Origin of the sequence: Microvirga aerilata, from assembly GCF_016743775.1 — a bacterium.
Classification (GTDB): domain Bacteria; phylum Pseudomonadota; class Alphaproteobacteria; order Rhizobiales; family Beijerinckiaceae; genus Microvirga; species Microvirga aerilata.
Window position 1 is genome coordinate 1 of record NZ_JAEQMY010000096.1, and the last position, 13,670, is coordinate 13,670.

Below are 13,670 nucleotides of genomic sequence, written 5' to 3' on the forward strand. Positions count from 1 at the left end.
GCGCCTCCGCAAATCGGCGCCAACCAGTGAATCACAAGTCATTGCTCGGATTCAAATTTCACTCGGACAGGCTCTGAGGGATGGACGGATCGAGCCGCTGTCATGCAGCGACAAGGGATTCATGGCGATGAGCCTGTGAGTGGGTCCCCTTCCCGGCCTGCGGCCGCCGGGGATGACACCGTGGCGCTGACCTCGTGGTGCTCCCTCCCGTGTCATCCCCGGCTGGAAGCGGCGGAGCCGCTGGAGGGGAAGGGAATCCACCCACACCCTCCGCACCATAGATCCCCTTCCCTCGCTACGCTCGCCGGGGATAGCACAGATGGCCGAGCCGTCATTCCCTCGTGAAGCGAACCCGGCAGAGGGCCAGCGGCGTTCGGCCAGGCTCAGGCCATCCAGGACGGATCGCTCAGAACCTCTTCGGTATGCTCCCCAAGACGTGGCGAGGGACGGCTTGCCGCCATCGGCTGCCCGTTCATCACGATGGGCGAGCGCACGGACGGGATGGCCCCGCCTCTGGCGAGGGGCGAGGGAAGATCGATCTTCATCCCTCGCGCGATCACCTGCGGATCGGCGAACACATCGGCCACCGTGTTGATGGGACCGGCCGGAACGCCCTTGCCCTCCAGGGCCGCCAGCAGGGCATCTCTGGTCGTTTGAAGCGTGAGCTCCGTGAGCAGGGGCACGAGCGCGGCGCGATGGCCGACGCGGCCCGCATTGGTGCTGAAGCGCTCGTCCTGCGCCAGTTCGGGCCTTCCCAGAACGGACACGAAGCGGGCGAACTGCCCGTCATTGCCAACCGCCACGATCACATGGCCGTCGGCGACCGGAAACACCTGGTAGGGCACGATGTTGGGATGCGCATTGCCCATGCGCCGGGGCGCTTGTCCCGAGGCCAGATAGTTCATGGCCTGATTGGCCAGGACGCTCGTCTGCACGTCGAGGAGCGCCATGTCGAGATGCGCGCCCTCTCCCGTCCGGTCCCGTTGGCGCAGGGCGGCCAGGATGCCCACCACCGAGTAGACGCCGGTGAAGATGTCCACATAGGCGACGCCGATCTTCTGCGGCTCGCCTTGCGGATCGCCCGTCAGGTCCATGATGCCGCCGAGGCCCTGGATCATGAAGTCGTAGCCGGCGCGGGACGCATAGGGCCCGTCCTGGCCGAAGCCCGTGATCGAGCAATAAACGAGGCGCGGATTGACGGCTTTCAGGCTCTCGTAGTCGAGGCCGTATTTCCGCAAGCCCCCGACCTTGAAGTTCTCGATGACGATGTCCGCATGCATGCTAAGCCTGCGGACGAGGTCCTGGCCCTCGGGCGTCTCGAAATCGGCCGCGATGGAGCGCTTGCCGCGGTTGCAGGAGTGGAAGTAGGCGGCCGAAAGGTCTTCACCGTCAGCGCCCTCGATGAAGGGCGGGCCCCAGCCGCGGGTGTCGTCGCCCGCGCCCGGCCGCTCCACCTTCACCACATCCGCGCCGAGATCGGCGAGAAGCTGGCCGACCCACGGGCCTGCCAGAATGCGCGCGAGTTCGAGAACCTTGAGGCCTGCCAGGGGGCGAGCTGGACTATCAGTCATGGGCGCGCACCTCTTCTGTAGGTGATTGAGTCGTGCATGCTATTCTGGAAGCTAGACAAGATTTCTCGCCGCATGCATTCCGATGTTTTGCGAGTCTTAGCTGCAAGAACCTGCCTGCCATTGATCGTTTCTGGAATCCCGTGCGTCTCAAGATCACAGAAAACCTCATCGGGTGCTTCACAGACCGTCATGTCCAGCCAACACACCGCGTTCACTGAGGAGTAAGCCACTGTGTACTGTGGTGTTTGGCGCTGTGATTGTGGGTTTGGCTCATCGGCCTGCGCGCTATCCCAAACCGAGGCAAAGGGAAATAACGCACTCAGCAATGCTGTGATCGAGAGACATGCTCTGCCTTTCGGCAAATGGCTACAGAACCGATACATGTATCCGGAACTCGCAAGCAGTTTCACGCAACTCAATCCATGACCGCGTCGAGGCCGCGCTTGAGGCCGGTGAACGAGCCGACGCGACGCGCCGCCAGCAATGTGCCGGCCACGTAGGGAGCAGCCGACGAGCCGGCATCGTGCCGGATCACGAGGCGTTCGTTGTCGGCCCCGAACACGGCCTCGCAGGACAGGACGAAGGACGGCATGCGCAGCGAGTGAACCTGCACCGGCTCCCTTGCGCCAAGGGCGCCGCCCCGGGTCTCGCGAACGCCGGTCAGCTCCTCCACGGGCTTCGAGGTGGCGGCCTGCCGCGCCTCGCTCAGGAGCTCCGCCAGCTCGCGGGCCGTTCCCGACGGGGTGTCCGGCTTCTTGGCCGAGGCGTAGTCGATGACTTCCACATCCGGCACGAAGCGGGCGGCCTCGAGGGCGAAGCGGCGCAGCAGGGTCGCGGTGATCGAGAAGTTGCCGGCGGCCAGCACGCCGCGCCCGGCCTGCTGCGCGTGCCGGTCGATGTCGGCGTAATCTTCGGCCGAGAGGCCGGACGTTCCGACGACCACATGGCGCCCCTGCGCCAACGCCGTCAGGGCATGCGCCTTGACGGCATTCGGCTTGGTGTAGTCGATCACCACATCGGATGGTGCGGCGAGCGCCTCCTCCAGCGTGGCGCTGATCGAAACCCCGAGGCGGGGGAGACCCGCCGCCTCGCCCGCATCTTGCCCTGCGGCGCTGCGGCTGACCGCGCCCGCCAGCACGAGATCGTCGGACGCGGCAATCGCCGCCACGAGGGCCTTGCCAACCCAGCCGGTCGATCCCGCGAGCGTGATCCGAAGCGCCATGCCGGTGCCCTCTCTTAGAAGAACGCCTGCAGGCCTGTCTGGGCGCGCCCCAGGATGAGGGCGTGCACGTCGTGGGTGCCCTCATAGGTGTTCACGGTCTCCAGGTTCTGCGCGTGGCGCATCACGTGGTACTCTTCCTGGATGCCGTTGCCGCCGTGCATGTCGCGGGAGATGCGGGCGATCTCCAGCGCCTTGCCGCAGTTGTTGCGCTTGACCAGGGAGATCATCTCCGGGGCCACGCGGCCCTCGTCGAAGAGACGGCCGACGCGCAAGCTGGCGTGAAGGCCGAGGGTGATCTCGGTCATCATGTCGGCGAGCTTCTTCTGCACGAGCTGGGTTGCGGCGAGCGGCCGGTCGAACTGCTTGCGGTCGAGGGTGTACTGGCGCGCCCGGTGCCAGCAATCCTCGGCGGCGCCGAGCGAGCCCCAGGAGATGCCGTAGCGGGCGCGGTTCAGGCAGCCGAAGGGGCCCTTGAGGCCCTGCACGTTCGGCAGCAGCGCATCCTCGCCCACCTCGACATTGTCCATGACGATCTCGCCGGTGATGGAGGCGCGCAGGGACAGCTTGCCGCCGATCTTCGGGGCGGAGAGGCCCTTCATGCCCTTCTCCAGCACGAAGCCGCGGATCTGGTTGTCATGGGCCTCGGACTTGGCCCAGACCACGAACACGTCCGCGATGGGGGAGTTGGAGATCCACATCTTGGAGCCGGAAAGGCGATAGCCCCCGTCGGTCTTGACCGCACGGGTCTTCATGCCGGCAGGATCCGAGCCCGCATCGGGCTCGGTGAGGCCGAAGCAGCCCACGAACTCGCCGGAGGCAAGCTTGGGCAGGTACTTCCGGCGCTGCTCCTCGGAGCCATAGGCGTAGATCGGGTACATGACCAGCGAGGACTGCACGCTCATCATGGAGCGATAGCCGGAATCGACCCGCTCCACCTCCCGGGCCACGAGGCCGTAGGCCACATAGGAAGCGCCGGCGCAGCCGTAATCCTCGGGCAGGGTCACGCCGAGGAGCCCCAGCTCGCCCATCTCGTTGAAGATGGCGCGGTCGGTCTTCTCCTCGCGGTAAGCCTCGATCACCCGCGGCAGGAGCTTGTCCTGGGCGTAGGCCCGGGCGGTGTCGCGGATCATGCGCTCGTCGTCGGAGAGAAGGTCGTCGAGAAGGAGCGGATCCTCCCATGTGAGCTTCGCGAGTTCGGCCATGACAGTCATCCTTCCCATGAAGTGACAGGATCTGCCGGAGAACCACCGGCAAACCTCCTGAATTTGAGGCGTAAAATCGCGCTGGACAGGGCAAATGTAAATCGACATCTTCGCAGCAGGTTATTCTTATATGGAATGAACCCGTGTTCCGTCGCGGCTTCCTGCCCAATGTGGGCAATCTCCTCGCCTTCGAGGCCACCGCCCGCCACGGCAGCGTGTCGCGCGCCGCCGAGGAGCTGAACCTGACGCAGAGCGCCGTCTCGCGCCAGATCCAGCAGCTCGAGGAATCCCTCGGCGTTTCCCTGTTCAGCCGCTCCAGGCAGCGGGTGGTGCTCACCGATGTGGGGCGCATGTATGCCTCCCAGGTGCGGGGCACCCTGTCGGAGCTCTCCGACGCCACCCATCAGGCCATTGCGCTGTCCGGCACCAGCGGCGTGCTGAATCTCGCCACCCTGCCGACCTTCGGCACGCGCTGGCTCATCCCCCGCATCCCCGATTTCTTTGCCCGCCACCCGGGCGCGACGGTGAATTTCGGCGTGCGTCTCGTCCCCTTCGATTTCGCCACGGAACCCTTCGATGCGGCGATCCATTTCGGGCAGCCGCACTGGCCGGGCGCGGTGTGCGAACTGCTGCGGACCGAGGAGGTCGTGCCGGTCTGCAGCCCGGCCTATCGTGAGCGGGAAGGCATCCGCTCACCAGGGGACCTCGCCCGCGCCACCCTGCTCCAGCAGAGCACGCGCCCCACCGCCTGGGCCGAGTGGTTCGCCAGCGCGGGCGTGGAGGCCGGCAACCCCTTGCGCGGCCCCCGCTTCGAGCAGTTCGCCATGGTGGCGCAGGCGGCGGCGGCAGGCCTCGGCGCCGGGCTGATACCGCACTTCCTGATTGCGGACGAGCTGGCCTCCGGCCGTCTCGAGCTTCTCTTCCCGAAGAGCCTCGCCAGCGGCGGCGCCTATTACCTCGTCTACCCGGAGCACAAGGCGGAAACGCCGCTGCTGCGCTCTTTCCGCGACTGGATCATGGAGCAGATCCGTCAGGGATAGCCTCTCTTCAGGGATAAACCCGTTTGGGCTTCATGGTCCTGAAGCTCAAGGTCAGCGCCACCAGCCCGCAGACCACGATGGCGCTGACCATCGAGAGGGACGTTCCGTTGTAGAAGGCGCTGACCAGAGCGATCATCACGGCGCCGGTGCTGAGCTGCAGGGTGCCCATGAGGGCGGACGCCGTGCCGGCCACGGGGCCGTGCTCCTCGAGCGCAAGCACCGCCGTCGAGGGGATGACATAGCCGAGGCAGCCGAAGGACACGAAGAGCAGACCCCACAGGATGTAGGCGTTGTCAACGCCGAGCACCGTCAGCCCGAACAGCAGGCTCACCAGAGCCGCGAAGCCCGAGATCGCGGTGCGCACCACCCGTTCCGCCCCGAAGCGGCGCATGAAGACGCTGTTGAACTGGGCGCTGCCGATGAACGCGATGGCATTCGACGCGAAGACCATGCTGTAGGCCGATGGCGACAGGCCGTAGTGCTCGATGAAGATCACCGAGGAGCCCGCAAGGTACGCAAAGAAGCTGGCCTGGCTGAAGCCGCCGATGAAGGCGAGCCCCAGGAACCGCCGATCCTTCAGGAGGCTCCTGTAGGTTGCAAAGGCCTGAGCGACGCCTCCACGGCCCTCGCTCGGCTTATGCGTTTCCGGCAGGAGGAACAGAACGACCGCCAGTCCGCCGAGGCCGATGGCGGCAATCGCCCAGAAGATGACGCGCCAGCTGAGGAACTCCGTCAGAGCGCTCCCGGCCAGGGGAGCCAGGATCGGCGAGACGCTGAAGACCAGCATCGTGGTGGCCATCAGCCGGGCCGCCTCATGGCCCGTATGCAGATCGCGAATGATGGCGCGCGGAATGACCATGGCCGCGCAGGAGCCGACGCCCTGCAGGAACCGGAGGACGATAAGGGTCTCGGCGTTCGGAGCAAAGCTGCAGCCGATGCCGGCGAGCACGAAAAGCGCCAGCCCGAAATACAGCGGCGGCTTGCGGCCGAAGCGGTCCGAGAGGGGCCCATAGGCGATCTGGCAGACCGCAATGGCCAGGAAAAAGCTCATCAGGCTCATCTGCACGGCGCTGACGTCGACCTGCAAGTCACGGGCGATTGCCGGAAAGGCGGGCAGATACATGTCGATGGCAAAGGGCCCGATGGCGGAGAGCATGCCGAGCACAAGCGCATTGCGCAGGAAGACGGACTTCATGAGGAAAGGCTTTCGTAGCCCCGGCACCCGGGCCGGGATTGGGAAAACACCCTGGACGCTCGAAGGAGCTGGTCTGGGAACGCAGATGAAAAACGGCTCCGGAGAGCAAGCCGGACCATGACGCACTGATGGTCGCAAGCCCTGCTTCTATGCCGTTTCAGGATCAGGTCAAGCCTGCCCCCGGCAAGCGGAGGACTATAATCCGGCCCAGTCTCGACGCTTACGGTTCGTTAACCATGAATGGTCATAGCTGATTAAACGTGCAGCTGAATGGGCCAGTCCGCTTCAGGGCATTTCGTCCCTCACGCGAGACTGCCTCCTTCTGGACTGGTCCAACATAAGGGTTTCCAGGTTCTTCATGGCCACTCAGACGCCTCGGAATCAGACAAGCTTCGGCGCCTCCCGTCCCGAAGCATGCCCCGAATCCGCGCGTCGTCACCCAGCCGGTTTCGGCACGGGCCTGAAGCTTCTTGCGGCTGCGGCCGTTCTCATGGGAGCATCGGCCTGCGCGGGACGCTCCGAGCTGGGCTACGCGACCCTGATGTCGGAGGTTCCCGCGACGCGGGCCATCATCGTGCCCCCGCCGGGAGGACCGTCGGTCGTGGCCGTTCTTCAGCGCTCCTATCAAAACGGCGTGTCCCAGGAGATCGCCCTGTCGACGGCCTCCCTCACCACGGGTCAGAACGCGTTTTACGTGAGCCTGCTGAACAACGCCTCGAGCCCTGAGGGGGCAACGGAGACCCTGACCCTCCGCTCCCTGACCCCTGACAGGATCCAGTCGGAGATGGAGGAGCGGATTCCGGGCGTGGAGATGCAAACCTCCCTGGTCTACGTGCAGAACAAGTTCGGGCCGTTCGGCTTTGCCACGGGCCGGTCGTCGAGCGGCGACCTGTGCCTTTACGCTTGGCAGCAGATCGAGCCCAACGAGCCTGCGGTCTTCGTCCCCGGAGGAGCCATCTCGGTCCGCCTGCGCCTGTGCGATGCGGATGCCAGCGTGGAGCAGCTCCTGCGCGTCATGTACGGTTATACGATCGCAGCCTATTACCTGTCCGAGTCCTGGAATCCTTACGGCTCTCCGCCGTCACCGCCCGCCAATTTCGGGCAGATCGATGCTCCGATGTACCCGCTGGGGCTCGGAAACGGCGCGGGCACCACGGTCTCGCGCGAACGGAGCCTGACAGTCGAGACCCGCCGTGCGGCACCCTCAGCCCCACGGCCGGGACGGTTCGTCGACAAGGACACGGTCGCGCCCACCGCGCCGGAGATCCCGGCGCCGACAGAGACGGCGCCGCCAAGCGGATATCCGGTGGTTCCATCCCCACCGGGCCAGTAACCGCCAAGTTCAGCATTTAATACGATACTTAGTTACATCGTAGTTCTGCCGCCAATGTGACATTAGGCCTAAGCAACATTATCAATATATAAATAGACCTCGCATAAGTCTTGAATTAAGCGTGCTTCATCAAACAAACACTTAAATCGAGAACTTGGGCAGATGCGGGCAGGTCTTATCGTGGCCTTTTGGGCTGTGGCGGCGGCGTTGATCATATCGCTGGTCGCCTTGCCCATCAGCCTTCAAGCGCATCTCGTCGCGGGCCTGACCGTCGTGGCCTGCATGATCATCCTGAAGTTCTTCCGGGCGCAGGGGATTTGGCGGCTGATCGCCCTGGCCCTCGGCACGGCGATCGTCCTGCGCTACGTCTTCTGGCGCACCACCAGCACCATTCCGCCGATCACCGAGGTTGCGAACTTCATCCCGGGCTTTCTGCTGTACTTGGCCGAGATGTACAGCGTGATGATGTTGTTCCTGAGCCTCTTCGTGGTGTCGAGCCCCATGCGCTCGCGAAAAGCCCCCCAGATCGACCCGCACAACCTGCCCACCGTCGACGTCTTCGTGCCCAGCTACAACGAGGGCGCCGACCTGCTGGCCACGACCCTGGCGGCCGCAAAGGCCATGACCTATCCGTCCGACAAGGTGACGGTCTGGCTTCTCGACGACGGCGGAACGGACGAGAAATGCAACTCGGCGGACATCATCAAGGCCCAGGAGGCGCGGGCGCGCCGGGCTGAGCTGCAGGCCCTGTGCGCCTCGCTCGAGGTCAAGTACCTGACCCGGGCGCGCAACCTCCATGCCAAGGCCGGCAACCTCAACAACGGCCTGGAGCACTCGACCGGCGATCTCGTGGCCGTCTTCGATGCCGACCATGCGCCGGCGCGGAGCTTTCTCACCGAGACGGTGGGCTACTTCAGCATCGACAAGAACCTGTTTCTGGTCCAGACGCCGCATTTCTTCATCAATCCGGATCCCCTCGAGCGCAATCTCAGCACGTTCCAGACCATGCCGTTGGAGAACGAAATGTTCTACGGCGTGATCCAGCGCGGCCTGGACAAATGGGACGCGGCCTTCTTCTGCGGCTCGGCCGCCGTTCTGCGCCGCGAGGCCCTGCAGGAAACCAACGGCTTCAGCGGCGTCAGCATCACCGAGGATTGCGAAACCGCCCTTGAGCTGCATTCCCGCGGCTGGACCAGCATCTATGTGGACAAGCCCCTCATTGCGGGTCTTCAGCCGGACAGCTTTGCCAGCTTCATCGGCCAGCGCTCCCGCTGGGCCCAGGGCATGATGCAGATCCTGCGCTACAAGTTTCCGCCCCTGAAGCGGGGCCTGAAGCTGTCGCAGCGCCTGTGCTACATGTCGAGCACCCTGTTCTGGCTGTTTCCCTTCTCCCGGTTCTGCTTCCTCATCTCGCCGCTCTGCTACCTGTTCTTCTCTCTCGAGATCTTCACGGCCTCGGGAGGCGAATTTCTCGCCTATACGTTCACCTACATGATGGTGAACTTCATGATGCAGAACTATCTCTATGGCCGCTATCGCTGGCCCTGGATCTCGGATCTGTACGAGTACATCCAGACCATCTATCTGCTCCCGGCCGTGCTGTCCGTGGTCGCCAATCCGAGCAAGCCGACCTTCAAGGTGACGTCCAAGAACGAGAGCATGGAGGAAAGCCGGGTCTCGGAGCTCGGAACCCCGTATTTCATCATCTTCGGCATTCTGGTTCTGGGGGTCGTCGCCACGGGCGTGCGCGTCTGGGCGGAGCCCTACAAGGCCGACCTGACCCTCGTGACGGGGGCTTGGAACGTGCTCAATCTCGTCATCGCCGGCTGCGCTCTCGGCGTGGTGTCGGAGCGCGCCAGCCGGCGGCAGAGCCACCGGGTTCGGGTCGAGCGGCCCTGCCGCTTCGTCATGGGCACCGAGGTCATCGACGCGATGCTCAAGGACGTGTCCGTCGGCGGCGCAAGGCTTCACGTGCCCCCATCGGCCGAGCCCAGCCTGAAGCGCGGCGCAGCCGGCACTCTCGAGTTCCAGCCCTTTTCCAATCTTCCCGTCCAGCATCTGCCGGTCGAAATCCGCAAGGTGGGCATGGACGACAAGGGCCTGCTGCTCGGCTGCCGCTTCATGATCGAAAAGCCGGAGCATCGCAGGCTGATCGCCGACCTCGTGTTCGCCAATGCGGACCAGTGGAGCGAGTTTCAGAAGAACCGGCATCATGACATCGGCGTTCTTCGAGGCACGATCTGGTTCTTCATGGTCGCGTTCTATCAAACAGGACGGGGCCTCTCCTACTTCTTCGGCCTGCAGCGGATCGGCGGATCCCGTCCTCCGGTTCCTTCGATCTCTCCAGCCGTCAAGTAAAGGTGCGCCGTGCGTCTGCCTCTGATCCTCTTTCTGCTGGGTTTCGAAACGCTGGGGGCAGGCGCTGCTTTGGGACAGGCCGCCCCCTTCAGCATGTCGCCCGGGGCGCCGGGCACTCCCTCAGCCACACGTCCGGCTGAGCCGGAGGCCGCAAAGCCGCCCTCCCCGGCCGTTCCGTTTGACATGGGTCAGTCCGGCGCTGCGCCCGCCAAGCCCGCGGCATCCCAGCCCGCAATGCCCCCGAGCACGGCAACGCCCTTCGAGATGGGTCCGCAACGCGCGGCTCCAGGAAACGCCACTCCCCTGCGGGCAGCCCCCCCGTTCCCGCCAAGCCGCCGATGCCCACCGCAACGGGAGCCACGGCCGCGCGCAACATGGCGCGGATCGAGCGGCCGATCCTTCCTTTCGAGGCGATCCGGTTCGACGGAGAGACGGATGCGAGATCCTGGACCTTTCACCTCACCCAGGACGAGGCATCGAGCGGCGCAAGCATCTCCATCGGCTACAAGAATGCCGTCGTTGTCATGCCGGAGGGCTCGCGGCTGAGAGTTGCCGTCAACGGGGAGTCGGTCGTCGATACGCCGATCTCCTCGCCCAACGACATCAAGCGCATCACGGCAGCGATCCGACCCGGCCTCCTGCGCCCCGGCCAGAACATCATCCGCATGGAAGCCATGCAGCGTCATCGGACGGACTGCACCACCACGGCAACCTACGAGCTGTGGACCGACGTGGACTCGGTATCGACAAGGCTCGTCTTCGCGGAAGGCGCCACCAAGACGCTTCGCAGCCTGGAGGATCTGCCGGCCGTGGGTGTCGACAACGCCGGCGCGACGACGATCCGGGTGGTCGCGCCCAAGATCTATCGGCCCGAGATCCGCGACCGCCTGCTGCGCCTCGTTCAGATGGTTGCCCTTCGCGGACGCTATGCTCATCCGGTGATCCAGGTGGTGGAATCCGATCCCGGTCCGTCTCCCGTGGGCACGATCAAGGTGGCCATGGGGCTGGCGGGTGAACTGCGGGGGCTTGTGCCGGGCGTGCCGGATGCCGCCATGGTGCAGCCGCTGACGATGATGATGCAGGAGGCCGGCTCCGTGGGGTCGACCCTGGTGGTGTCCGGCCCCACCTGGCAGGACCTCGATACGGCCATCGGCATCGTCGGCGCTCAGGCCGTCAACCCCGTCAATCTCGAGCGGGGCATGATCGATACCGCCTCGTGGCTCTGGCCGGAGGTTCCCACCGCATTCGGCGGCCAGTCCTTCCGCTTCTCGGAGCTGGGCGTCCCCACCCAGGAATTTTCCGGACGCCGCCTGAAGGTTGGGTTTGCGGTCAATCTCCCTCCCGATTTCTATGCGACCGAATACGGCGAGGCGGTGCTGCACCTGGACGCGGCCTATACGGCGGCGGTCCGGCCGGGCAGCCATGTGGACATCTTCGTGAACGGCATGATCGGCACGCGGATGACGATCACCACGCAAGGCGACATCGTCCGGCGGTACACCGTCAGGCTGCCGTTGAAGAACTTCAAGTCCGGCATCAACCAGATCACGGTCGAAGCCTCGCTCCTGACCGATGCGGACGAGCGCTGCGCACCGGGCGAAACGCTCTCCGAGACGAACCGCTTCGTTCTGTTCGACACCACGACCCTGGAATTCCCGGCCTACGGCCGCATCGGGCGCCTGCCCGATCTCGCGGTCCTGAGCGCGGGCCGCTTCCCTGACGAGGATCTTCCGACGACGATCGTTCTGTCCCGGCTCGATTCCCTGAACTACTCCGCCGCCGGCACGCTGCTTGCCCGCATGGCGCGCAGCGCCGGCATCCCCGTGCGTGCGCAGTTCTCCAACGCCGCCTCCGCCGAGGACGAGTCGGTGCTCTTCATCGGGGCCGTCGATCAGATTCCGGCCGGTCTGCTCAACCGGGTGAAGGTGTCAGAGCACCTGCGCATGGTCTGGCCTTCGACGCCCATGTCGGGCGACAGGAGCGGGCAGCAGATGGCGAGCGCGGATTTCAGCATGCCCGTGGCTCAGGCCTCCCCGCACCAGACGGCCGCTGCATCCACGGACGAGGTTCGCAAGCGCTGGTCGGAGACCTTCCAGAGGCGGGGCATCATCCAGCAGACCGTTGGGGCGGTTCAGGACTGGCTGGAGAAAACCTTCAGCCTCTCCCTTGCTTCGCTGTCCCTGGAGGAGCACCGCGACGCTCCCTATGAGCCGCCGCAGCGGGCCTCCCTGGTCATGGCGCAGAGCCGGACCGAGACCTCCGGCGTCTGGACCCTGGTGACCGCGCGCACGGACCGGGCCCTGGCGGAGGAAACCGCCCGTTTGGCCAACCCGATGCTCTGGTCCCAGGTCGCAGGCCGGGCTATCGCCCTGGAGCCGCAGGAGATGAAGCTGCAGGTCGAGCCTATCAACGACTACCGCTTCATCCAGACCCAGCCCCCGTCTCTCACCAACCTGCGCCTGGTCGCGGCGAACTGGATGTCGGCCAACATCCTGCAATATGCCCTGCTCATGCTGGCATGCTGCACCTTCCTCGGCATCGCCACCGCCCTTCTCCTGAGCCGTCTGGGACGTCGGTCATGACGTTCAGCACGCGTCGGCCGGCCCAGCTCCTGCCATGGCTCTGCGCCGCGCTCTTCCTTCTCATGATCCAGGCGGCCTCCACCCAAAGCCTCTCCGTCCAGCCGCTGAAAGTGACGGGAACGCTTTCGGCCGCCGACTGGGAGGCCTACCGCTCCCGTTTCGTCGAGGACAGCGGGCGGGTTGTCGACAACGCCAACGGCTACATCAGCCACAGCGAAGGCCAGGGATACGGACTGCTGCTTGCGCTTGCGGCGGCCGACCGGCGCTCCTTCGAGCAGATCTGGAACTTCACTTTTACGGAACTGCTCATCCGGGACGACGGGCTGGCGGCCTGGAAGTGGGACCCCAACGGCAAGCCGCGGGTCACGGACCGCAACAACGCCAGCGACGGCGACCTCCTCATCGCCTATGCCCTGGCGAAAGCGGGAGCGGCCTGGCAGGAGCCTCGCTACACCACGGCCGCGCAGAAGCTGGCCAAAGCCATCGGCAAGAGCGCCTTCGGCCAAAGCGGCAGGTCCATGATTCTCCTGCCCGGGGCCGAAGGCTTCGGCGCAGGCGACCGCCCGGACGGCCCGGTGGTCAACCTCTCCTACTGGGTGTTCGAGGCTTTTCCGGTGCTGGCGGCCCTTGCCCCGGAATACGAATGGAACCGGGTCTGGCGGGATGGGGTCATGCTGCTGGGGCAGGCAACGTCTGGCCGGGTGCGGCTTCCGGCCGACTGGATCTCGCTCCAGAACGGGCTGCAGCCCAAGCCGGCGGACGGCTTTCCTCCGGAATTCGGTTACAACTCCTTAAGGATACCGCTTTACCTGTTAAGGGCAGGAATGACGGATATGGAGTGGCTCAGAGCACTCAAGCAGCGCTGGTCTTCGGATAACGAAGGGGTTGCCGTGGTCAATGTTGTCACCGGACGGGTCCGGGAGCGGCTGACCGATCAGGGCTACGCCATTCTGCCCGCGGCCCTCGCCTGTGCGCTTGACGGAACACCGGTTCCCGATGCGCTGAAGGCTTTCGAGCCGAGCCTCTATTATCCATCGACCCTGTATCTTCTGACGAAGTCCCTGCTCGGTGAAAAATATCCGCAATGCGTCTAAGGCGTGTGGACATTCAGGTGACCTGAGGGATTCCCGCTTCAGTCGAAATTTGATCCAAGGCTGCAAACTGGAG

Annotated in this window: 9 protein-coding genes; 5 read left to right on the forward strand and 4 right to left on the reverse strand. The window is 65.0% G+C overall.

The features are described 5' to 3' along the window. Positions 1 to 383 precede the first annotated feature (383 nt). The 3 genes from JKG68_RS27260 to JKG68_RS27270 form a co-directional block, all read right to left on the reverse strand. Positions 384 to 1,571, reverse strand: a complete 1,188-nt coding sequence (locus tag JKG68_RS27260; protein WP_202065035.1) for a CaiB/BaiF CoA transferase family protein — start codon at positions 1,569 to 1,571, stop codon at positions 384 to 386. Between the two features lie 415 nt (positions 1,572 to 1,986). Continuing rightward, entirely contained in the window at positions 1,987 to 2,793 is an 807-nt protein-coding gene (dapB, locus tag JKG68_RS27265; RefSeq protein ID WP_202065036.1) for a 4-hydroxy-tetrahydrodipicolinate reductase, read from the reverse strand. 14 nt (positions 2,794 to 2,807) lie between these two features. Next, positions 2,808 to 3,995, reverse strand: a complete 1,188-nt coding sequence (locus tag JKG68_RS27270; RefSeq protein ID WP_202065037.1) for an acyl-CoA dehydrogenase — start codon at positions 3,993 to 3,995, stop codon at positions 2,808 to 2,810. Positions 3,996 to 4,138: 143 nt separating this feature from the next. Between JKG68_RS27270 and JKG68_RS27275 the strand changes: the two genes are divergently transcribed. After that, positions 4,139 to 5,035, forward strand: a complete 897-nt coding sequence (locus tag JKG68_RS27275) for a LysR family transcriptional regulator (protein ID WP_202065038.1) — start codon at positions 4,139 to 4,141, stop codon at positions 5,033 to 5,035. Positions 5,036 to 5,042: 7 nt separating this feature from the next. On the opposite strand, the gene JKG68_RS27280 is transcribed toward JKG68_RS27275, so the two are convergent. Beyond that, positions 5,043 to 6,230 carry a multidrug effflux MFS transporter gene (locus tag JKG68_RS27280; RefSeq protein WP_202065040.1) on the reverse strand — a complete coding sequence of 396 codons (1,188 nt, stop codon included), beginning with the start codon at positions 6,228 to 6,230 and terminating at the stop codon, positions 5,043 to 5,045. Positions 6,231 to 6,588: 358 nt separating this feature from the next. Between JKG68_RS27280 and bcsN the strand changes: the two genes are divergently transcribed. The 4 genes from bcsN (at position 6,589) to JKG68_RS27300 (ending at position 13,597) form a co-directional block, all read left to right on the forward strand. After that, positions 6,589 to 7,563, forward strand: coding sequence for a cellulose biosynthesis protein BcsN (gene bcsN, locus JKG68_RS27285; protein ID WP_202065042.1), 975 nt, complete (start codon positions 6,589 to 6,591; stop codon positions 7,561 to 7,563). Between the two features lie 162 nt (positions 7,564 to 7,725). After that, positions 7,726 to 9,921 carry a UDP-forming cellulose synthase catalytic subunit gene (gene bcsA, locus JKG68_RS27290; RefSeq protein ID WP_202065043.1) on the forward strand — a complete coding sequence of 732 codons (2,196 nt, stop codon included), beginning with the start codon at positions 7,726 to 7,728 and terminating at the stop codon, positions 9,919 to 9,921. A 338-nt stretch (positions 9,922 to 10,259) separates the two neighbouring features. Then, on the forward strand, positions 10,260 to 12,503 hold the full coding sequence (locus JKG68_RS27295; RefSeq protein WP_202065045.1) for a cellulose biosynthesis cyclic di-GMP-binding regulatory protein BcsB: 2,244 nt from the start codon (positions 10,260 to 10,262) through the stop codon (positions 12,501 to 12,503). Further along, positions 12,500 to 13,597 (forward strand): family 8 glycosyl hydrolase, encoded by a 1,098-nt coding sequence (locus JKG68_RS27300; protein ID WP_202065046.1) that lies wholly within the window; start codon positions 12,500 to 12,502, stop codon positions 13,595 to 13,597. The genes JKG68_RS27295 and JKG68_RS27300 overlap by 4 nt, the downstream gene beginning before the upstream one ends. Positions 13,598 to 13,670: the final 73 nt, after the last annotated feature.